16 protein-coding genes are annotated in these 21,310 nt (G+C 41.9%); 3 read left to right on the top strand and 13 right to left on the bottom strand.

What is annotated here, in order from left to right:
• Positions 1-3 precede the first annotated feature (3 nt).
• From gspJ to gspC, 8 genes are read right to left on the bottom strand one after another with little or no spacing between them, the layout of a single operon-like run.
• Entirely contained in the window at positions 4-675 is a 672-nt protein-coding gene (gspJ, locus tag H4J59_RS15635; RefSeq protein WP_259369565.1) for a type II secretion system minor pseudopilin GspJ, read from the bottom strand.
• Positions 672-1,070: a type II secretion system minor pseudopilin GspI gene (gene gspI / locus H4J59_RS15630; protein WP_182240915.1), complete on the bottom strand. Its 399-nt coding sequence runs from the start codon at positions 1,068-1,070 to the stop codon at positions 672-674. The genes gspJ and gspI overlap by 4 nt, the downstream gene beginning before the upstream one ends.
• On the bottom strand, positions 1,054-1,677 hold the full coding sequence (gene gspH, locus H4J59_RS15625; RefSeq protein ID WP_182240914.1) for a type II secretion system minor pseudopilin GspH: 624 nt from the start codon (positions 1,675-1,677) through the stop codon (positions 1,054-1,056). The genes gspI and gspH overlap by 17 nt, the downstream gene beginning before the upstream one ends.
• A 26-nt stretch (positions 1,678-1,703) precedes the next feature.
• A complete protein-coding gene (gene gspG, locus H4J59_RS15620; RefSeq protein ID WP_182240913.1) occupies positions 1,704-2,138 on the bottom strand; it encodes a type II secretion system major pseudopilin GspG in 435 nt (144 codons plus the stop codon).
• Between the two features lie 2 nt (positions 2,139-2,140).
• Entirely contained in the window at positions 2,141-3,364 is a 1,224-nt protein-coding gene (gene gspF, locus H4J59_RS15615; RefSeq protein WP_182240912.1) for a type II secretion system inner membrane protein GspF, read from the bottom strand.
• Positions 3,365-3,424: 60 nt separating this feature from the next.
• Positions 3,425-5,020, bottom strand: a complete 1,596-nt coding sequence (gene gspE, locus H4J59_RS15610; RefSeq protein ID WP_182240911.1) for a type II secretion system ATPase GspE — start codon at positions 5,018-5,020, stop codon at positions 3,425-3,427.
• Positions 5,021-5,022: 2 nt separating this feature from the next.
• The gene (gene gspD / locus H4J59_RS15605; protein ID WP_182240910.1) at positions 5,023-7,110 is read right to left on the bottom strand and encodes a type II secretion system secretin GspD; all 2,088 of its coding nucleotides are present in this window, start codon (positions 7,108-7,110) and stop codon (positions 5,023-5,025) included.
• 17 nt (positions 7,111-7,127) lie between these two features.
• Positions 7,128-8,084, bottom strand: a complete 957-nt coding sequence (gspC, locus tag H4J59_RS15600; protein WP_182240909.1) for a type II secretion system protein GspC — start codon at positions 8,082-8,084, stop codon at positions 7,128-7,130.
• Positions 8,085-8,445: 361 nt separating this feature from the next.
• Between gspC and hslR the strand changes: the two genes are divergently transcribed.
• Both hslR and hslO read left to right on the top strand, forming a co-directional pair.
• Positions 8,446-8,859, top strand: a complete 414-nt coding sequence (gene hslR, locus H4J59_RS15595) for a ribosome-associated heat shock protein Hsp15 (RefSeq protein ID WP_182240908.1) — start codon at positions 8,446-8,448, stop codon at positions 8,857-8,859.
• A 9-nt stretch (positions 8,860-8,868) separates the two neighbouring features.
• Complete coding sequence (gene hslO, locus H4J59_RS15590) at positions 8,869-9,726, top strand: Hsp33 family molecular chaperone HslO (RefSeq protein WP_182240958.1); 858 nt, start codon at positions 8,869-8,871, stop codon at positions 9,724-9,726.
• A gap of 343 nt (positions 9,727-10,069) precedes the next feature.
• On the opposite strand, the gene H4J59_RS19525 is transcribed toward hslO, so the two are convergent.
• Entirely contained in the window at positions 10,070-10,192 is a 123-nt protein-coding gene (locus H4J59_RS19525; protein ID WP_259369564.1) for a hypothetical protein, read from the bottom strand.
• 14 nt (positions 10,193-10,206) lie between these two features.
• Here H4J59_RS19525 and H4J59_RS15585 point away from each other — a divergent pair, with 14 nt between their 5' ends.
• Positions 10,207-14,832: a S8 family serine peptidase gene (locus H4J59_RS15585; protein ID WP_310733209.1), complete on the top strand. Its 4,626-nt coding sequence runs from the start codon at positions 10,207-10,209 to the stop codon at positions 14,830-14,832.
• 587 nt (positions 14,833-15,419) lie between these two features.
• Here the strand turns inward: H4J59_RS15585 and H4J59_RS15580 are convergent.
• From H4J59_RS15580 to H4J59_RS15565, 4 genes are all read right to left on the bottom strand, one after another.
• The gene (locus tag H4J59_RS15580; protein ID WP_182240907.1) at positions 15,420-15,941 is read right to left on the bottom strand and encodes an invasion associated locus B family protein; all 522 of its coding nucleotides are present in this window, start codon (positions 15,939-15,941) and stop codon (positions 15,420-15,422) included.
• Positions 15,942-15,994: 53 nt separating this feature from the next.
• Positions 15,995-16,204, bottom strand: coding sequence for a DUF6447 family protein (locus tag H4J59_RS15575; RefSeq protein ID WP_182240906.1), 210 nt, complete (start codon positions 16,202-16,204; stop codon positions 15,995-15,997).
• A 54-nt stretch (positions 16,205-16,258) separates the two neighbouring features.
• Positions 16,259-17,875, bottom strand: a complete 1,617-nt coding sequence (locus H4J59_RS15570) for a ShlB/FhaC/HecB family hemolysin secretion/activation protein (RefSeq protein ID WP_182240905.1) — start codon at positions 17,873-17,875, stop codon at positions 16,259-16,261.
• 156 nt (positions 17,876-18,031) lie between these two features.
• On the bottom strand, positions 18,032-21,310 hold a 3,279-nt coding region (locus H4J59_RS15565), incomplete at its 5' end, for an S-layer family protein (protein ID WP_220469854.1).

Here is a 21,310-nt window from a genome sequence, read left to right as displayed (position 1 = left end):
CTGCTAGCTCCCATTATCTTGCAGGTTATCACCGGCAACGATAAATTGGCGACGAATTATGCCATAGTCTGTGGTGTCTATTTCAATTGCAATCGCCATTGGTAAGGTATTCTCTTGCAAGGCTTCTTGCCATTTTTCCCCGTCATAAAATTCAAAATTTAGTTTTTCTACCTGCGATATTAATGGCCTAACTTTTGGCTCCTCGCCTAACACCGCATCAACAAAATTAAAGTGTACTCGTTCGACAGTATTTTCGTTTAGTTGATAAGCTACCGACTGCATATCGCTGCGAGGTAATAGTAATCCTGGGTTAGTCCAACCATGACGAACAAAGGCGATGGCTTGTTCACTAGTAGTAAAGCTGTCGTTGTCAGTATGTAAAAAATCGCTCAGAGGTGCTTCACCGTTTAAACGTACACTGCGTCGCGCTATTTGTAACATATCACGCTCGATAATTAAAAAACCCCGCTGCAGTTCGTTAATACGGTCAGTGCGTACTTTGCTTACTGTGTCGCTGTTAATCACAGTTTCAAAAATGCTAAAACTTGCCATACTGATCACTGAAAAAATTGCAATCGCAATCAGCACTTCTAATAAGGTAAAGCCTTTGCTGCGCTTTGGCATAAGGCTAACGGGTTTTGTCAAAAAACCATATTTAATGGTAGAAATTTTCATTGGTCAGGCTTAGAGATATAAGTCGTTAAACTGGTTAACGCTGAAGTTTCTTTCTCGTCAAGTCGCACTTGCATCACAATTGAACGCATGTCGCTGTCCGTTGTTTTAAGTACTTTTTGTTGCCAAAACCATGTTTGTCCTGCCAGCTCTACTTTACCCTTTTTATTGTTTTTGGGTGGCCATGCATTATTAACCGTTACTTCGACTAACTGGTTCGATGCCACCCAACTCGCCATAATTTTACTTTCTAAATAACCTAAGTTACGCACGTTGGTATCTGCCGTACCTAAAATAGCAATACCGGCAATTGAAAACACTGCCATCGCCAACATAACCTCAATTAAGGTAAAACCTTTTGCCAGTTTATGAAAACTAAAGTTAACGAGAGTTAGCATTAACTAATGGCCCTTCTATCGTTAATGGTGTGGTGTAGATGCCAGACACTTTAAAACTGATATCTACATCGCCATCAATAGCAAACTCTGCCAATGAAAAGGTTAAACTAAAAGGGGTGATATCACCGCCAGAGAGCATATACACTTGAGGGATGATTTTTTTCTTCTCTTCTTCAGTAAAGTTATCGTCTTGATCTTCATTAATTAATAACGACGAATCAAACAGCAAAGGTTCTTCAATAGGCAGATCATCAAGCTGTAAGGTGATTTCTATACCCTCAGGTAAAGTAAAGACCTCAAACATAGGGTTACTGGCAATCGGCGACCAACTAACACCGTCATAGCCAAGAAATTGATAAGTATTTTTTTCCACAAACAAGCCTAACTCTATATTATTTAACAGGCCGTATTCCGCAGCGACATCAAAAACGCCGGCAAAACGGGCACTGTTTTGTTCTAATAGTTGTTCAGCTTTATTACCAGAAAAAGTAAATTGTACTGCAGAAGCCATTACGCCAATTAACACGATCACTAGCATCACTTCAATTAAGGTAAAACCTTGCTGGCGATGTTTATCTTTAGGCAAATGCCCATTTTTAAGCTTCATAGTGAGTCAATAATCTAGGCGACTGATTATTGATAATCGCCTAGGTTCCAGTTACCAATGTCATCGTCTGTACCGGGTTCACCATCAGGTCCCATAGAAAAAACGTCCATAGCGCCATGTTCCCCTGGGTTTAGTAGTTGATATTCACTGCCCCAAGGGTCGTTAGGTAAACGCTTAACATAACCGCCTTGTGGAAAACGACGTGCCGCTGGCTCTATATCCGTTTCAGTGACCAGTGCTTCTAGGCTTTGCTCCGTAGTTGGGTACTGATAATTATCCATTTTGTACATGGTTAAAGACGTTTCCAACGCATTAATATCTGACACCGCCTTTTGGATATTGGCACGCTCTTGGCTGCCAAGCAGATTAGGCACAACCATACTAGCTAAAATGCCTAAAATAACGATAACGACCATAACTTCTAACAGGGTAAAACCTCGAATATTTCTTACTACTTTCATTTCTAATTTCCTATTAACGTATTTAACTGAAGAATTGGCTGTAAAATAGCCATCACGATAAATAATACAATACCGGCCATTACCACCATTAAAGCTGGCTCAAATGCTTTTAATGATATATTAATAATAGCCTCAAACTCACGATCTTGGTTATCTGCAGCTCGACCTAACATGTGTTCAAGCTGACCACTTTTTTCGCCACTGGCGATCATATGTAGCATCATGGGAGGAAACAGCTTAGTTTGCTCTAATGACACCCGTAAACTTGTTCCTTCTCTGACCTTATCCGCTGACTCTTTAACACTTTGCTTAATATATAAATTGTCGAGTACTTCACCCGATATCTTCATACTCTCTAATAAAGGAACGGCACTCGCGGTTAAAATGCTCAAGGTACGAGCAAATCTTGCGGTATTGACACTTTTTGCTACTTTACCTATGCCAGGTATGGCAAGAAAACGCTTATGATAAGCAAACCTAAAACTGGCCTTTTTCAGCAGTTGCGACCAAAGTAACATCAGTGCGACGACAATCAGCACAATAACCAAACCATAGTCACGTAAAAAGTCACTACTGGCAATGAGAAACTGGGTGGTGGCGGGTAAATTAGCACCCATATGCTCAAATTGGCCAACAATTTTTGGTACTACAGCGGTCAGTAATATAGCAATAACGCCAGTGGCCACTACGGTCATAATAACCGGGTATACCAAGGCTTGAATAAGCTGCGAGCGCAGTTGTTGTCGCTTTTCGGTGTAATCCGCTAAACGGTCTAATACTTTCTCGAGGTGGCCTGATTTTTCACCCGCAGCAACCATAGCGCGAAATAAGTGATTAAATATTTGCGGAAACTCCGCCATACTTTCAGCTAAACCATAGCCTTCGGTGACTTTTGTTCGCACCGCCATAATCATGCTTTTTATAACGATTTTTTCACACTGCTCACCAACAGCCATCAAGGACTCTTCTATCGGCAAACCTGATTCAACTAAGGTTGATAGTTGCCGTGTGATTAATGCCAACTCCGACGCTGATATTTTTTTACCGCCAGCAAAAATAGACTTTTTACTTTCTTGCTTACTTTTTTGCAGACAGGGCGTCACCTCAATCGGCATTAAGCCCTGTTCGCGCAATAAATTACGCACATGTCTAGGGGTATCGCCTTCGATAACCCCTTTTTTATTTTTGCCTCGGCTGTCTACTGCCTGATAATCAAATGCTGCCATAGTTTACAATTTATCTATACTTAGTTCGGTACTTAGTTAGGTACTTAGATGAGTCGACTGTTAGTCTTCGCGCGTAACACGCAATACTTCTTCAATCGTGGTTTCGCCAAGCATGACTTTATCAAAACCATCACGGCGTATACTGGGTGTCGATTTACGAATAAATTTTTCAATCGCTTGCTCACCTTTACCGTTATGAATTAATGCACGGACTTTCTCATCAACGACAATCAGTTCATGAATACCGGTTCGGCCCCGATAACCTTTAAAGTTACAATCTTCACAACCCACAGATCGGTATATTGGCGCGGTATCCTCGTCACTTAGTTGCAATAACTTGCGCTCTTCTGCTGATGGGGTGCTACATTCGCGGCAATGCGGACATAAGGTTCTGACTAATCGCTGCGCTAAAACACCTAGCAAACTTGATGAAAGCAAGAAAGGTTCAACACCCATATCTTCCATACGCGTTATCGCGCCTGCCGCTGTATTGGTATGTAAGGTAGATAAGACTAAATGTCCAGTCAAACTCGCTTGCACGCCAATTTGGGCTGTTTCTAAATCTCGAATTTCACCCACCATAACCACATCGGGATCTTGGCGCAGTATCGCGCGTAAACCTCGGGCAAAAGTCATATCAACCTTGGTATTAACTTGTGTTTGTCCAATACCTTCAATAGCGTATTCGATGGGATCTTCCACCGTGAGAATATTACGTTCTTTACTATCAATTTGGCTTAAACCGGCATACAAAGTGGTACTTTTACCTGATCCTGTCGGCCCAGTAACCAGTATAATACCGTGAGGTTTTTCAATTAATTCAGAAAAACGTGCTCGGTTACCATCGCTCATGCCTAAGTCTTTTAAGTCTAAACGTGTTGAGTTTTTATCTAGTAAGCGTAAAACTACACGTTCACCATGGCCTGTTGGCATGGTGGAAACGCGCACATCTACGGCTCGACCCGCTATTCTTAACGAAATACGACCATCTTGAGGAATGCGTTTTTCCGCAATATCGAGCTTGGCCATAACCTTGATACGTGAAACAAGTAATGAGGCTAATTTACGATTAGGTTTTAACACTTCACGTAATACACCATCAACACGGAAGCGAATTTGCAACGCTTGTTCAAAAGTTTCAATATGAATATCAGAAGCGTTTTCTTTAATGGCTTCACTGAGCATGGCATTGATCAGTTTAATAATCGGTGCATCGTCTTCGTTTTCTAATAAGTCTTCGGTTTCCGTCATCTCGTCGGCAAGGGAATATAAGTCAACCTCGTTGCCAATGTCTTCCATCATTTGTTGCGCTTCTGATGAATCACGCTGATAAGCAATGATTAACAATTGTTCAAATTCTTCGGCACTTTTTACGTCAAGGGTAAAAGGTGCTTTGAGTACACGACGTACTTCCAACAAAATATTAGCACTGAGCAAGTCAGTGCAAACTAAACGTAATACACCCTGGTCATTTGCCACCAACACACTGTGGCGCTTAGCAAAACCAAAGGGTAGGCGAAAGCGAACATTTTCGTCTTTCAAAATGTCACTAACGGCAATCGTTGACGACTCATCAGCTGCTAAGGTGTTTTCACTGGCAGCACCTTGTTCATTTGCGTTAACAAGCACTTGTGTTTGTGGGGCAATGTCACTCATGACTATTCGTTTTCAGCAGATGACTTTTCTTCATCACGCTTTTTCATGTATTCGTCAAACGACGGCGGTAATGCCAATTGATCATTCCATTTTGGCAAAATAGGCAACTTCTCACCCGACATTAACTCAAGACCCGCTGCTTTCTTTTGAATTTCCAGTGCGCGAATATAGTTGTACTTTTCTCTACTCAGGTCATTCATCAATTTGCCATCACGGACAATAGTTGGCCGTAAAAACACCATCAAATTACGCTTACGCGTGGTATTATTGGTAGATTTAAACAAGTGGCCGATAAATGGAATGTCGCCTAGTAAAGGGACTTTTTGCACACTTTCTTGCACATCTTCATCAATTAAGCCACCTAAAATAACGGTTGCGCCATCATCAGCCATCACGGTGGTTTTAATTTCACGTTTATTGATTGAGATATCAACACCCGTAGCACCACTGACCGAAGACACTTCTTGTTCAATGGTTAACTGCACGCCACTGCCTTCATTAATTTGTGGTGTGACTTTTAACTTAATACCTATTTCTTGGCGCTCGACTGTTTGAAAGGGATTACTATTGTTGCTGCCGGTTTGCGCGCCAGTAATAATAGGCACTTCTTGGCCAACAATAAAATAGGCTTCTTCATTATCTAGTGTGGTAATACTTGGCGTAGACAATAAGTTTGAATTGGTATCTGAACTTACCGCTTGGACTATCGCGCCCCAGTCATCTTTCACAATACCGAACATAGTGCCACTAACAGAGCCTAATACTTGAGCCAATAAACTATAATCACCTTTAGTATCGGCTTGATCAGGGTTAACAGTAACCGCGCCACTCTCTGAAGTGACTGTTGAACCTTTAGTTCCAGAAGTTGAGCGAGCCGCTTCTGCAGCAGCTGCCACAGAACTAATCGGTGCAACACCGTTAGTAAATTGAGTAACACCACCTTGTTCGCTATACCATTGCACGCCTAAGTTGACGCCATCACCTTCAAATACTTCGACAATGATGGCTTCAATAAGCACTTGAGCACGACGAATATCTAACTGGCGAATAACCGCTTCTAATGAGCGCAACATATCTGGTTGGGCAGTAATAACTAAAGTATTTGTATCTTCATGGGCGTCAATACTGACATTACGTGTTTTGCTTTTTCGCGATGATGAAGTTGTTGTAGAAGAGTCTGCTTCAATAGATTCACTAACCCCTTGAAGTACTTTCACCATGTCTTCTGATTTTGCGTACTTTAAATGATAAACCCGTGTGTTGCCGTTTGACTCTAATTCACTGTCCAAACGTGACACTAATCTTGCCACACGCTCACGCGCTTTGACTTCGCCACTAACAATAACGCTATTGGTGCGTTCATCAGCCACAATTTTAGGGATTAAAAAAGTCGGTGTACTAGAGCCTTTGCCTTGGCCAGATTTGTTCATTGCTTCAATAATACGGACCATTTCGCCAGCCGATGCATATTTAAGGCTAATGATTTGTACGTCTTGATCGCCCGCTTTATCAACCCGTTCAATAATTTGCACCAAGCGATTAACAACAGCCGCGGTGCCCGTTAACATAATAACGTTGGCAGGATCATAATTAACCACGTTGCCGCCGCCTGCTTGATCTGATAATTGGCGCAGCAATGGCGTAAGCTCGCGAACTGTGACGTTTTTAACTTCAATCACACGGGTAACCATTTCGTCACCTGCACCGGGGTTTTCATTACCGACTACTGGGATAGATGAGGTTTTTGCATCTTTATCTCGAATGATTTTGACAATGTTATTGTCCATTGATACGGCAGAAAAACCATAGACTTCTAAAACATTTAGGAAAAATTGATAATATTGCTCTTCAGTTAATAAGTCATAACTACGGACATTAACTTTGCCACGTACGTTTGGATCGACAATCATGGTTTTTCTTAAGTTTTTACCGACAATATTAATAAATTCCCCAATTTCTGTCCCTTTGAAATTGGGCGAATATTCTGCAGCACTGATATTGGCAGAAAGCAAAATACTATTGAGTAAAACTGCAGTAACAACCCCGGTAAGGCTTCGCTTATACCAAGGTGCGCTTAATAATTTGCGCATTTATTATTCCTTTTATTCTAATTGTCTATACTGAAGAGTATTTCTGTTATGTCACCATTACGGTCAAGTAACAGCGAAACTTCGCGTTGTTCTTTTAAAGATTGTAGCGCTTGAGCTGCCTCTTGTGGCGCGGTTAAATCGAAACCATTCATTTGTACCGCAACATCACCTGACTTAAGACCCGCACTTTGAAAAAAAGTTGGATCTTTTGCTGGCATTAATTGATAGCCGGTAATTTTACCATTTTCTCGTTTAGGTGAAATTTTTAAATAATCAGTAATTTTACCTGGGTCGCTAGCTAATTCTGTTCGTAGTGACCTGGTCACTTGGGCTAGCGCTTTATTATCTCGTTGATCAACAATATTGGTGGGTGAAAAGTTTTGACTGGTATTTTTTGTCGGCTGCGTCACAGCTTGCTGATTGTAACGTGGTTTAATAGCCTTAATTTTTTTATCAAATATTAAGCCTTCAAACATTAAGGTTTCTAAGCCACCCGATATTTTTAACAGGACTCGATCGTGAAAAATATCTTCTAACACGGCCCGAGTGCCTTTGATATTTTCACCGATACTATAGGTTTCTTGCTTTCCCCTACTTTCTATTACTGCCGCGGCAGTCGCTTTGTTACTACTGGCAACCACACCGGTTAGAATGAGTTGCAGCCGTGTTTCTGGCGCGTCTTCAACAACCTCTTCAACACGATTTACGTTTTGCTGAGAAAAAACACCAAAAAGATTGAGTGCTTGAATGGCTTTCACCTGAACTTGTTCTTTTGGCGCAACTGAAACAGACGATAAATTATTAAGTGTTAAGTTCGCATTATTATCGGTCTCTGCTAACCCTAGCCAGGTTATTTGCGCAAAGAGAAAGGCAATATAACTCAGCAACACCAAGATAATTACCTGGGTAATTTTTTGTTGTGGCAGCTTAGCAAGCTGATCAAACGCGTTTGATAGGTTATTCGATAAGGTCATTGTTTATAATTTTTTTATTGTCTGGAGATTTCAAGTCGCTTTGATGATACTTGACCAAACGCCTCGCAACAAGACGTCATATTATTTTTACCTATAATTATGCCATTTTTCATGAAGTTTGTAATCTAGTTGCGCACAGCAAAAGTAAATCAGGGCAGGTGTTTATTGTTTCAGACTAAACATAACCAGCGCTGCCCTAGTGTATTTTAACCAATAAAGGTGAACAATAATTTAATGACTTTATTTAACGACCTTGGTATAAGCTTAAAAATGTAACCAAATGCATTCTAACTAGCGTAAACATTAGCGTTATGTTAACTTTCGCCAATTTATAATGCCTACACGGGATATAAACAAAACAATGACCAAACCTAACGTTATTGAGACAAACAACACCCAGTCAACCCGCTTAGACAAGTGGTTGTGGGCAGCGCGCTTTTATAAAACCCGAGCGATTGCAAAACAGATGATCGATGGCGGTAAAGTATTCTACAATGGCCAACGCAGTAAATCAGGCAAAGCTGTAGTTTTAGGTGATCGCGTTACCATTCGCCAAGGTTTTGAAGAAAAACATGTTTTGGTCATTGCCTTGGCAGATAAACGTCGAGATGCAAGTTTTGCTCAAACACTTTATCAAGAAACGCCTGAAAGTATTAAAACCCGTGAGAGAAACAACTTAGCCCGCCAGCAGGGTATTTTGCTCAGCCCAGCCAGTGACACTAAACCTGATAAGAAACAACGTCGACAAATTCGGCAATTAAAAGAAAGGATATAAACAGTGACCATGCAAAAAGATATCTTAAATCGCTATTTATTTGACAACCTACATGCTCGAGGCGAATTGGTTAACTTAAGCCAAACCTTCCAAGACATTGTTGCTGCACACGACTACCCGCTGGGCGTAAAGCAATTGTTAGGTGAATTAGTGGCAGCGACTTGCTTATTAACAGCAACATTAAAATTTGAAGGTGAAATTGCGGTACAACTTCAAGGCGATGGCCCAATAGGTTATTTAGCCGTAAATGGCAATAATCGCCAAGAAATGCGTGGTATTGCACGTATGGTGAGCGAAACCAATGCAACGACGCTAAAAGAACTTATCGGTAAAGGTAATATGATCATCACTATTCGGCCGAGCAATGGCGAACCTTATCAAGGTGTTGTAGCGCTTGAGCAAGATACCTTGGCCGAATGCTTAGAACACTACTTTGATGTTTCAGAACAAATCCCCACTAAAATTTGGCTATTTAGTGATGAGCAAAGCTCGCAAATAGCAGGCACCTTAATTCAATTACTACCTGATGGTGATGATAAAGAGCAACAACAAGCTGATTTTGAGCACTTGTGCCAACTCACCAATACGATTAAATCTGAAGAGATATTCTCATTAGCTAGCGAAGACTTGCTTTACCGGTTATATCATCAAGAAGAGGTTAGACTCTTTGAGCCGCAAGCTGTTAGCTATCAATGTAGTTGCTCAGAAGAAAAGTGTTTAAATACCATTTCTCAAATTGAACCTAGTGAGCTTGAAAGTATTATTGTTGAACAAGGTAGTGTGTCGATGACTTGTGATTATTGTCTGACCACTTATGAATTTAAGCGTCCTCAATTAGCACAATTTATTGACGGTACAACTCACTAAACTCAGGTTAAGCTAAGTTCAACCTCTGGTAGTCTACGCTACGTGCGTAGGCTACCACGCTTAAAGTCACTGATTATCCCCAACGATTAAATACCTACCGTTTTTCCAGCCAAAATATATTAATTAATAACATTTAGATTAAATTGCTAAATTTACTGTTAAATAAAACTAAAAAAGATACTAGATAACTAGTCAATTAATTTTGTCCCTAATGAAGAATTAATTTTAGACCTAATAAAAACCCAAGGTACATTTTGTAAACACTACTTTCCAATTTTTCTAATAAACATCCTCTTAAATAAAAGTTGCACTGACATTAATTTACACTAACTTTACATTTTATTTACGTATTGCTATGTTTACTCATCGCATTTTTGCGTTTTTCGTCTTGTGAAATAAGTAGGTCTTTAATATTAAATGGATTTACTAAATATAAAATAATAAACTGCACAACTATCCTGTGCATTTAGGGAGCTCCTTGTGAATAACAAAGTAACCATTGCTGTTTCTACAGCGCTATTATCAATGGCCACTATGCAGGCATCTGCTAGCACAGTTCAAACGCAATATTTGGCTGACTCATTAAAGTCAGTCGCACCAATTTCAATAAATAAAGGTGGTACATACAATAAAACGCAAGTTAAAAAATTTCGGGCTGAAAAAGACTTAACTGGTGGTACTTATACTTATATTATTCGACTTAAAGACCAACCAGTTGCTACATACGACGGTTCTGTTGCCGGTTTAACAGCGACTAATCCTCAAATTGCCAAGAAGTCTCTTTTTAAATCTTTAGCCCATAGCAACAAAAGCTCTAAACAAATCAGAAAAGAGTTACGGCTTGATTTTCAAGCGCCTGAAATAATGGCCTACAGTAATTATTTAGAAGCTAAACACCAGACTTTCTTAACCAAGGCGTCAGGAAAATTAGGCAGTAGTTTAAACGTTACTTATCAATATAAAAATGCCTTCAACGGTATGGCTGTGCGTTTAACACAAGATGAAGCTCAAGCGTTATCGGCATTTGCTGATGTAGCATACGTTGAGCGTGAAAAAACTGAGCATTTAGAAACTGATACCGGCCCAATTCACGTTGGCGCACCTTTAGTTTGGGATGGTCAAGGCCAAAGTGCTGTTAACATGGGTGAAGGCGTAATTATCGGTGTGCTTGATACCGGTGCAAATACGGATCACAGATCATTTGCCGACGTTGGTGATGACGGCTACGATCATACTAACCCATGGGGATCAGGTGTCTACGCGGGTGACTGTGCTGGCGATTTCGCTGCTTTGTGTAACGACAAATTAATTGGTGTACGTTCATATGACACTATTACAGACAGCTATGACGATGCTGATGTATTTGGTGCTACCCCACCAGCAAAAAATGGTGAAGATTACGGCGGGCACGGTTCTCATACTGCAAGTACTGCTGGTGGTAACATCCTACATGATGTGCCTTTAGTTGACCCTGAAACAGGTGAAATTGAAGGTGACGGTATAAACACAACAGGCTTTGAATTTGCTCAAATCTCTGGTGTAGCACCGCACGCAAACATTGTTGCTTATCAAATATGTCATGGTGGCGACACTGGTGATAAATATTCGGGTTGTCCAGGTGCCGCAATTATTGCAGCGCTAGATGATGCGCTAGTTGATGGCGTTGATGTGATTAACTACTCGATTAGTGGTGGTGGCGATCCTTGGTCAAGCTCAACTGAATTGGGGTTCTTAGCCGCTCAAGAAGCCGGTATTTTTTCTTCTGTTTCTTCGGGTAATGACGGTCCAGATGCATTGACCACTTCGAAAAATGCTCCTTGGTATACTGTTGTTGGTGCTTCCACACACGGCCGTGAAGTTGCCTTTGAAAAAGAAATTGGCGCATTCACCGGTGGTGATACTGAATTAGCGGCTATTGAAGGTAAGAGCGCTTCACAAGGTATTACAGCAAGTATCGTTTGGGCTGGTGATTACGCTAACAGCAACGATCCTGATGGAGACCCTGCACAATGTTTACAACCTTTCCCTACAGATACATTCTCAGGTGAAATAGTTGTTTGTGACCGAGGCGAAATTGCTCGTGTACAAAAAGCAATAAATGCTGCTGATGGTGGCGCAGGTGGTTTTGTACTTGGTAATATAGATGGTGGTTCAAATGCTGTAGCCAATGACGTTTACGTGGTACCTGGTATTCATATCAACGCAGAAAATGGTAATGCTTTACGTACTTGGTTAGCAAGTGGTGAAGGACATACTGCAACCATTACTACTGCAGTCGGTGAGTTACAAATTGGCCAAGCAGATGATATGGCTGACTTCTCTTCACGAGGCGGTAATAATACAGTTCCTGATATCATGACACCTTCTGTAACAGCTCCAGGGGTTTCAATTTATGCGGCCTATTCAGATCAGCAATTTGGTCATGACGAAACCACACCAGCACCAACAGATTTTGCCTTTTTACAAGGGACTTCAATGTCAGCTCCTCATGTCGCTGGCGCTGGTGCGGTATTGAAATCAGCTCATCCAACATGGACACCTGATAACATTCGTTCAGCATTAATGTTGACAGCCATTACCGATGTTCGTAAAGAAGATGGCACAACAGCTGCTGATTTCTTTGATATGGGGGCTGGTAGTATACGGGTAAATTTAGCGCATCTAACGGGTCTTGTAATGAATGAAACCGCAGCGAACTACACTGCTGCTAATCCTGAAGAAGGTGGGGATCCTAAAACATTAAACATTCCATCGGTTGCTAATGCTAGCTGTGTTGGTTTGTGTGATTGGACCCGTACTGTAACTGCTACAGCAGATGGCACTTGGACTGTTGAAGGCACTACGATTTCTGATGGTTTAATCATTACCGCTACTCCGGCAACATTTACACTTGCTGCCGGCGAAAGCCAGACTATAGCAATTAGCGTTGATGCCATTGCTGCAGAAAGTGATGTTTGGTCATTTGGCCACGTTGTGATGACATCAAATATTCATCCAACAGCTAGAATTCCTGTAAGCGTGCAGGCTTCAAATGGTAACATACCAGACAGTCTATCTTTCGACGCAAATCGCGATCAAGATAGCTTCTTAATTGAAAATGTTATGGCGGTTGAAATTACTGAATTTACCAGTCGTTCGTACGGTTTGACTAAGGCAGAAAAAACTGAGGCGACATTAGCTGTCGATAGCGATAATAGTGATGCTTACGATGATTTAGCAGATGGCATTAATGTTACTCTGCATACCGTTCCTGCTGATGCAAAACGTTTTGTTGCAGAAATCTTAGCGTCAGCATCTCCAGATTTAGATCTACGCGTAGGTTTAGATGCTAATGGCGATGGTATTCCACAAGAAGACGAGGAAGTGGGTATCAGTGCAACCGCTACTGCACTTGAAAAAGTTGACCTAATTATGCCTGAAGCCGGTAGTTACTGGGTTGCTGTTCAAAACTGGGCGGCATCAGAGGAAGGTGCTGAAGATGCATATACCTTAGCAACAGCTATTGTAGATGCTGAAGCTGGTGATAACTTATCTATCGAAGCTGACACTGCTATAACTGCATTAACAGAATTTGACTTACGTGTTAAATGGTCACTTGACGGTGCTTTACAAGGTGATATGTACTACGGTGCTCTTGACTTAGGTACAAGCTTTGAAAATGCAGGCAACTTAGGATTAGTATCTGTTGACCTTATGCGTGGCATGGACGATGTGTCTATTTCAAGTAATGCAAATGCATACATGGAACGTCAAGACCGTGTTGATTATGAAGTGAGTGTAATTGCAAACTTAACCCCGGGCGAGCGCACATATACTGTTAAAGCAACAGTACCTGCAAGTATGACGCTTGATGAAGCTTCTGTTAGCGGTGATGCGGTAATTAGCGGTAATGATATTACCTGGACTGTTGTTCAAGAATCACTCTTTGGTGTTGAGCCCTTCTATACTAAAACGACCAATGATAATGATACAAGTTGTGCATTACCAGATTTTGGTCAAGGTAGTGGTTACCTTGATTTAGCTGATTTTGATATCTTACCTGGTACGCTAAATGGCGACACGGTTACCGCGACATATAGCTTAGACGCCAACTTTTTAGGCAAGTCATTTAGTTCAGTTTCTGTAACAGATGATGGTTTTATTTACTTAAGTGGTACAGCCGGTTCAACACCTTGGGTTAACCAGTTATTACCCAATACAGCGGAAGCTAACAACTTAGTTGCCCCATTTTGGCGTGATATGGAAATTGTTCGTACCGATACCTCTGGTATTAGTATTGCCTCAGCTGGTGATTATAGCTTCATTGAGTTTGATGATATGAGACCTTGGGATTTCCATAATGGCGATGCAAGTGTTTCTGATAATATCGATTTTGAAGTGGTCTTTGAGAACTCTACTGGCAATATTATGTTTGCCTACGATAATGTGACACATGTTGTTGGTGCTGATTTAGGTGTTACTGTTGGCCTTGAAAATTCTGCAGGTACATCAGGTCGTACCGACGTATATGCAATATCACCTTATACAGGCGGTGAAGCCGGTTCTGTTGGTGATATTGCAGATATATATTCTGGCTTAGTTATATGTTATGCATTAACGCCTGTCGCAACTGATCCACGAGTCTTTACTTTCTCTACTGAGATTAAAGATACGTTTAAAGGTGGTACAGCAAATGTTGTTCTTACACACAGTGCAGACGATATAAATACAATTGAAGTTGTTAATGACTCAAGTGTTGCTATTCAAGTTGAAGGTGCTCCTACCGCGATGATTACAGGTAGTACCGCTGTTGTTGAAACCGAAAGTGTACAACTGAGTGGTGCTAACTCATCAGATCCTAACGGTGATGCACTTACTTATGCTTGGGTACAGATGGCAGGTACTCCGGTGACTTTCAACGCAAGCGCTGAGTCAATTAGCTTTACAGCACCCAAAGTATCGAAAAATGAAACTATCTCTTTTCAGTTGACAGTAAATGATAGCAACGGCAACTCAGATTCAATGGTTGCTTCAGTATCAATTGTTAATAAGAAAGAAAGTGGTTCATTTGGTTGGTTAATATTACTGCTGACACCATTGTTATTTACTCGCCGTAGAAAAGCGTAATCAGATAATCTAAACTTTTGTTAAAGTATTTATAAAAGTAAAAGCCACCAACATCATGTTGGTGGCTTTTTTATTACCTGATGATACTGTGATTATGACCCTGTAACAAAATCTGTATAACTGCCTATTATTAATATCCATGTCGGGTTAAGGATAGCCAGAATATGAATAAGAAAGCGGAGAGGGGTAATGTATTCCTATAATAAAGTTTGATATTAGTCGTAAACAAGTATTAATTTAACTATAAGATTCGTCGTAAAACTATTTATAGAAGACTTCCCGATGAGTGATTTTCACTTACTGAATATTTAGTAATAATGTCCAACCTTCTTCACACAAAAATATGATCTGTGACTAGCATCAATTAAGGGCTACGTATTTTTTCCGTAAAGCCATTGTTGCTAGGGGACTACAATCAGATAAAAGAGGCGCATGAATAATGAAGCAATTTATAAGGACCGTCGCTTTTTAGGCTACGGCCCTATTGACCATTTTATTTTTCTTAAAAATAATAGCTACTGATTTTTCAAAAGTCACTTGACCACGTCAAACGCTTATTCAGAATAGATAACCTATATAATTCTAGGTTACTTAATCAACGCTTTTTTCACCTCCGCATTAGCTTTTGTAAAGCCCTTTAACGAAACCTCGAGCACTACAGTTTTATCAGACTCGAAAGTTTTGAAACCTACTTTTAATACATTACCTTTCTCAAACATAGATAATTGTTCTTCTGTCATCAAAATTAGAGATAAACAACTTTGATTGGCACAGGTAGTGTAAGGATATTTCTGCTCATTGCCATCATCAACCGCGATTACAATGCCGGGTCTTAAATCAACGCCTAGTGGAAAACTGAGTTGCAGCACTTTCTGCTCCTCATTCCTTGGAATTAATTGCAGAGTAAGAACTCGCTGTTTTTTTTCATCTTGCTCTAACCAAATTACTTGTACTGCTTGACAGATATGTAGTTTAACCTCTTCAGTGCATTGCAAACCCCAATCACCATAAGTAACAACATTAGGATTTTTAGGGCTTTCCTCTGACCATACAAGACAGCTGAATGTTATGCCTATAATCGTAATTATACTTTTAATTATTGTACGCATTAATATTTCCATTTTTCAAAGAAAAACATCCAAGATAGGTTAGAAGGTACTTATTATTTTACTGTTGCATCATCTGCATCATCCGGTAGTTCTGCCTTTAAAGCATTTGAATAGGCATTACGAGCAGTCTGCAAAATTGCCAGCTCCTGCTGTAGATCTTGCATACGTTGATCACAGCTACGCAAGCTAATTATTTGAGCTTTAGCATTTTCCGACAATGCATCAACATCAAACTCTTTATTATCAATATTAATAGTATTCACTACACTTTCCTTAATGGATATTTATAAGTAAAGGCATCATGTTACTGAATTTTTTCAGAAAACAATGCCGGTTTTAAACCAAATACGAGCACTTTTTTGTTTGTTATCAGATAACGAATCACCCCCTGTTGTCTTCCAAGCCGACATCAGTTCAACATTAAATTTATCCCTTTGATACCTGATACCCAAACCAGCGCCGGCCAATTTTCGTACTTCTTCCGCACCAACATTGAAACGTTTACCTAAGTCATAAAACACAAATGGCTGGTAATCATCAATCTGATATCGAAGCTCTATTTGACCCACCCAAGCCTTACTCCCACTGCCCTCTCCTTGTGGATAAGCTCGGACTGCGGATACACCTCCCAGTGCCAGTTGCTCTGAACCATCTACTGACTTATCAGAGTGTTGGCCACTTAAATTAGCAAATAGTGAGAAGCTGTCCGGCATATTCTGCTGACGTGATAACTGACCTTTATAAAGGTTAAAACGATCAAAACCCACACCCGAAGAGTGATGAATATCACCTTCTACTTTCAAAATATTGCCATAAGTAATCCCTCCGCCATAAAAACTATCACGGTTATCAAACTGTATGCCGAATTGAAAGCTATCCCCATCTTTTGTATCAATAAAACCAAGTCGCTCATCTGAGTATTTAGCCATATTATACTTGCCTAGAGCAGTAACGTTACGACTTAATGAACGGATAAGTGGGTAAGTTAATTCAAAACTCCTTGTTGTAGCCTTTCCTGAAAAATCACTATCCTCGAATTCAGCGCCCAAAAAATAATTCAAATAAGAATATCCGATTGAAGCTCTTAGACCAGAAAATCCAATTGGCATTTCATATTTTGCCTGTCCTAGCCAAGTTTCTTCATCTGTTCGAAAAAGATTGAACGACAGGTTATCTCCAACCGTTAGTAAGCTGCTAACATTTAAATCGATTGTAGCGCGATTACGACCAGAATACCTATTACCCAAATTATCTAAGCCGACAGATAAAGCGTAGCGTTTACCTTCTTGGACGGAAACCATCAAATCACCTTTGCCGACTTCCTTCCCTGGCTGTATCACAGGAACAACATCAACCCCTGGTTGATCACTTAACAAAAGCATTGAACGTTCCAGCTTAGCCTCGTCAATCACCACATCAGGCTGTATATACATCAAGAAGCCCTGTGTCATAGAAGACAACGAATGATCACCCGTAGTGCGAACCTCACCATAACGGCCTTCAAGAATGCCAATGGTGAGCTCACCACTATTAAGCTCCTGAGCAGGAATAAAGGCTCTCGCAAACGGGTAGCCGTTATCTCGATAAAAAATACTGATTTGATTAGCAAGATTCTTTAACTCTGCTAAATCATACTTCTTACCCTGTGTATCCGTTCCCAACACAGCCAGTAATTGATCATAATCGAATATAGTATTACCAAAAACATTAAATTTATTCAGCAGGATTTTTGCCCCTCCCGGTGTTGATTCACTCAACGGCGATCCATGTAAAGTCAAACCATTCAATTGCTGCATAGGCTTAGTGATGCTTTGACTATTTCTGGTGTCTTGTAACAACCGCCCAGAATCAGTTGGGGGTATAGTCGCTGCATGAACGCTGCCGACACTACTGGCAAGCACCATGGTAAAAAAAGTGCAATTAAACTGATGCATTTTATATCTATCCTGATTATTAATGGTTCTATTTAGCGATTTACCTGTCAATTAGGAGTAATCGCTATCATTCGTACTAGTTAATGACTTGAATAATCATATTCCGTTGAATACATGCCTAGTTAGATGCCATGTATTCAATCATAGTTTAATGCGTCACTCGCCATTATTATCCTCTTCATCTTTAGCCTGCAAACCAGAGATACCGGCATCAGCGACAGTCATCAAGTCAGTCATCAAGCCAGTCATCATGCCAGTAGCGTTACTACCAAATCCGCTACGATTAACTGCGCTGCTATTAATATTTTCAGAGGTCACGTCTCCAGTGGCTGATGTTGGAGTATTTACAACATCAGTAACAATCGTATTCAGAAGAACATTACCCGTGGTTGTCGACTGAACATCAGCCATGGTTATCGACTGATCGGTGATAACGTAGTTGCTTTCATCGGCGCCGCCATAGCTAGAACTCAGTGCCACCGTTTTATCCGTGCCGACATCTTTAGTGTCAAACGCACCCGTAGCCGCTACCGTGACATCATCCCCGCTGATCCAACCTGCGGCACTGCTGACATCGATAGTCGCTACTGTGTTTGCATCGTAAGTCTTGTCGCCAGCCGTGATGCCACTAACGGTAATCGCTTTAGCCGTTACATCACCCGTGGTTGTCGACTGGTGGGTGATGACGTAGTTGCTTTCATCCGCGCCGCCATAGCTAGAGCTCAGTACCACTGTTTTATCCGTACCGGCATCTTTAGTGGCAAACGCACCCGTAGCCGCTACCGTGACATCATCCCCGCTGATCCAACCTGCAGCACTACTGACATCGATAGTCGCTGCTGTGTTTGCATCGTAAGTCTTGTCGCCAGCCGTGATGCCACTAACGGTAATCGCTTTAGCCGTTACATCGCCCGTGGTTGTCGACTGATGGGTGATGACGTAGTTGCTTTCATCCGCACCGCCATAGCTAGAGCTCAGTGCCACTGTTTTATCCGTACCGACATCTTTAGTGTCAAACGCACCCGTAGCCGCTACGGTGACATCATCCCCGCTGATCCAACCTGCAGCACTACTGACATCGATAGTCGCTACTGTGTTTGCATCGTAGGTTTTTTCGCCAGCGGTGATGCCACTAATGGCAACCGCTTTAGCCGTTACATCGCCCGTGGTTGTCGACTGATGGGTGATAACGTAGTTGCTTTCATCGGCGCCGCCATAGCTAGAGCTCAGTGCCACCGTTTTATCCGTGCCGACATTTTTAGTGTCAAACGCACCCGTAGCCGCTACCGTGACATCATCCCCGCTGATCCAACCTGCGGCACCGCTGACATCGATAGTCGCTACTGTGTTTGCATCGTAGGTCTTGTCGCCAGCCGTGATGCCACTAACGGTAATCGCTTTAGCCGTTACATCGCCCGTGGTTGTCGACTGATGGGTGATGACGTAGTTGCTTTCATCCGCGCCGCTATAACTAGAATTCAGTGCCACCGTTTTATCCGTGCCGGCATCTTTAGTGGCAAACGCACCCGTAGAAGCTACTGTGACATCATCCCCGCTGATCCAACCTGCAGCACGGCTGACATCGATAGTCGCTGCTGTGTTTGCATCGTAGGTTTTGTCGCCAGCCGTGATGCCACTAATGGTAATCGCTTTAGCCGTTACATCGCCCGTAGTTGTCGACTGATGGGTGATGACGTAGTTGCTTTCATCCGCGCCGCTATAGCTAGAACTCAGTGCCACCGTTCTATCCGTGCCGGCATCTTTAGTGGCAAACACCCCCGTAGCCGCTACCGTGACATCATCCCCGTTGATCCAACCTGCAGCACTACTGACATCGATAATCGCTGCTGTGTTTGCATCGTAGGTCTTGTCGCCAGCCGTGATGCCACTAATGGTAATCGCTTTAGCCGTTACAGCCGCAAACCCAGATGCTGTGCTATTTACCGTATAATTAGTCAAATCTGCGCTGCTGGTTAAACTAATATTACTAACGCTAACAAACTTATTATTACCCACGTTTTTGTCGATAAAATTTGCATCATAAACATAGGATAACTGATCACCACTAACACGATCATCAGCCAATGTAACAATCGCATCAGTAGCGCTATCGTAAACCTTATCATCAGTACTACTAATAGAGACTGTTAGTGCTCTCTGAGTGATACTGGCCTGTAACCCTGTGGGCTGTATCAGATTATAGTTTCCGCCATCAGCCCCTAAGAGTACAACCTCACTACCATTAACCACTTTATTGTCTCCTGCATTCTTATCTAGGAAACTACCAGTCATGCTGCCAATGCTGACAAGGTCATCAGTAATTGCACCATCAAGCGATGCTATGCTGGTGTTAATTTGCGCGGTAGTTTTGCCGTCATAAACCTTATCGAGCGCAACCACACCTTTTACTGTCAGATCCTTTTTACTGATAGTGGCCTTAGTTGTCGCGGTGGAAGCAACCTGGTAATTAGAACTCAGACCCGCTTCAACTCCCGTACCGTTGTTGATCGTAATTCCCGTAACAGTAACCGTCTTATCAACGCCAACATTTTTGTCGCCAAATAACGTGTCACCTCCAGTTGTTTGAGCAGTCCGCAATGTTTCACTACCAATAAGGCCCTGCAGAGTAATATCATTCAGTGTGCCAACATTAGTAGCGTCATAGGTACGATCCTGCACATCAGCAACCGCCGTCAGGGTTGCCGTTGTAATGCTCCCCTCGGCAACCACGGTTATAGGCAGAACGTAATCACTCAAAGCCGTTAATGCATCTGCCGTAAAGTCGTTGCTAGTCAGGGCGGCGGTTACATTAGTGGCATCCAGAACATTTTTGCTGTCATAGGTTCCCACAGTTTGTGTAACACTGGCATCTTCAGTTCCGATAAATCCAGTGAGTGAATAATCAGTCGTATCAAGCGGCGCATTGGTCGAGCCATCATAGGTCTTACTCTGATTAGCCAACACTAATGATAAAGCTTGAGGATTAATGGTACTGGTGATGTTGTCCGCATAGGTAACCGCGTAATTATTGCCGTTGTTATCGTCATTGACGGTGACGCCTGTGGTGGTAACGGTTTTGTTATTGAGAACATTACCACTACCATCACGACTGACATGCGCATTGGTGAAGGCATACGTACCACCCGTCAGGCTGTCGTCGACAAACATTTGCGTACCCGATGTCGCTGATGCTGAGCCCTCTGCAATGACCGTACCGTCATATGTTTTTGTAACATCATCGCTAGTAATCACCAGGTTCGCTTTTGAGATGGCAGCAGAGGCCGTCACCTGATCGGTGATGCTGTAGTTAGTGTTATCCGCGCCGCCATAGCTGGTAGCGCTCAGGTTAACCGTCTTACCGGTACCCGCATGCTTAGTATCAAAGGTACCCGTGCTCGCCACCGTGACAACATCCCCGGCGATCCAGCCTGCGGC

The sequence above is a fragment of the Colwellia sp. MB02u-10 genome (assembly GCF_014077185.1).
In the GTDB taxonomy this organism is placed as follows: Bacteria; Pseudomonadota; Gammaproteobacteria; order Enterobacterales; family Alteromonadaceae; genus Cognaticolwellia.
The sequence above is the reverse complement of the archived record's forward strand: the minus strand, read 5'-3'. Positions and strand labels throughout refer to the sequence as shown.

Excerpts from the sequence above, each read along its gene's own strand:
- gspJ (WP_259369565.1), bottom strand. The coding sequence starts at position 675 with ATGAAAATTTCTACCATTAAATATGGTTTTTTGACAAAACCCGTTAGC.
- gspI (WP_182240915.1), bottom strand. The coding sequence starts at position 1,070 with ATGCTAACTCTCGTTAACTTTAGTTTTCATAAACTGGCAAAAGGTTTT.
- gspH (WP_182240914.1), bottom strand. The coding sequence starts at position 1,677 with ATGAAGCTTAAAAATGGGCATTTGCCTAAAGATAAACATCGCCAGCAA.
- gspG (WP_182240913.1), bottom strand. The coding sequence starts at position 2,138 with ATGAAAGTAGTAAGAAATATTCGAGGTTTTACCCTGTTAGAAGTTATG.
- gspF (WP_182240912.1), bottom strand. The coding sequence starts at position 3,364 with ATGGCAGCATTTGATTATCAGGCAGTAGACAGCCGAGGCAAAAATAAA.
- gspE (WP_182240911.1), bottom strand. The coding sequence starts at position 5,020 with ATGAGTGACATTGCCCCACAAACACAAGTGCTTGTTAACGCAAATGAA.
- gspD (WP_182240910.1), bottom strand. The coding sequence starts at position 7,110 with ATGCGCAAATTATTAAGCGCACCTTGGTATAAGCGAAGCCTTACCGGG.
- gspC (WP_182240909.1), bottom strand. The coding sequence starts at position 8,084 with ATGACCTTATCGAATAACCTATCAAACGCGTTTGATCAGCTTGCTAAG.
- hslR (WP_182240908.1), top strand. The coding sequence starts at position 8,446 with ATGACCAAACCTAACGTTATTGAGACAAACAACACCCAGTCAACCCGC.
- hslO (WP_182240958.1), top strand. The coding sequence starts at position 8,869 with ATGCAAAAAGATATCTTAAATCGCTATTTATTTGACAACCTACATGCT.
- H4J59_RS19525 (WP_259369564.1), bottom strand. The coding sequence starts at position 10,192 with ATGCACAGGATAGTTGTGCAGTTTATTATTTTATATTTAGTAAATCCA.
- H4J59_RS15580 (WP_182240907.1), bottom strand. The coding sequence starts at position 15,941 with ATGCGTACAATAATTAAAAGTATAATTACGATTATAGGCATAACATTC.
- H4J59_RS15570 (WP_182240905.1), bottom strand. The coding sequence starts at position 17,875 with ATGCATCAGTTTAATTGCACTTTTTTTACCATGGTGCTTGCCAGTAGT.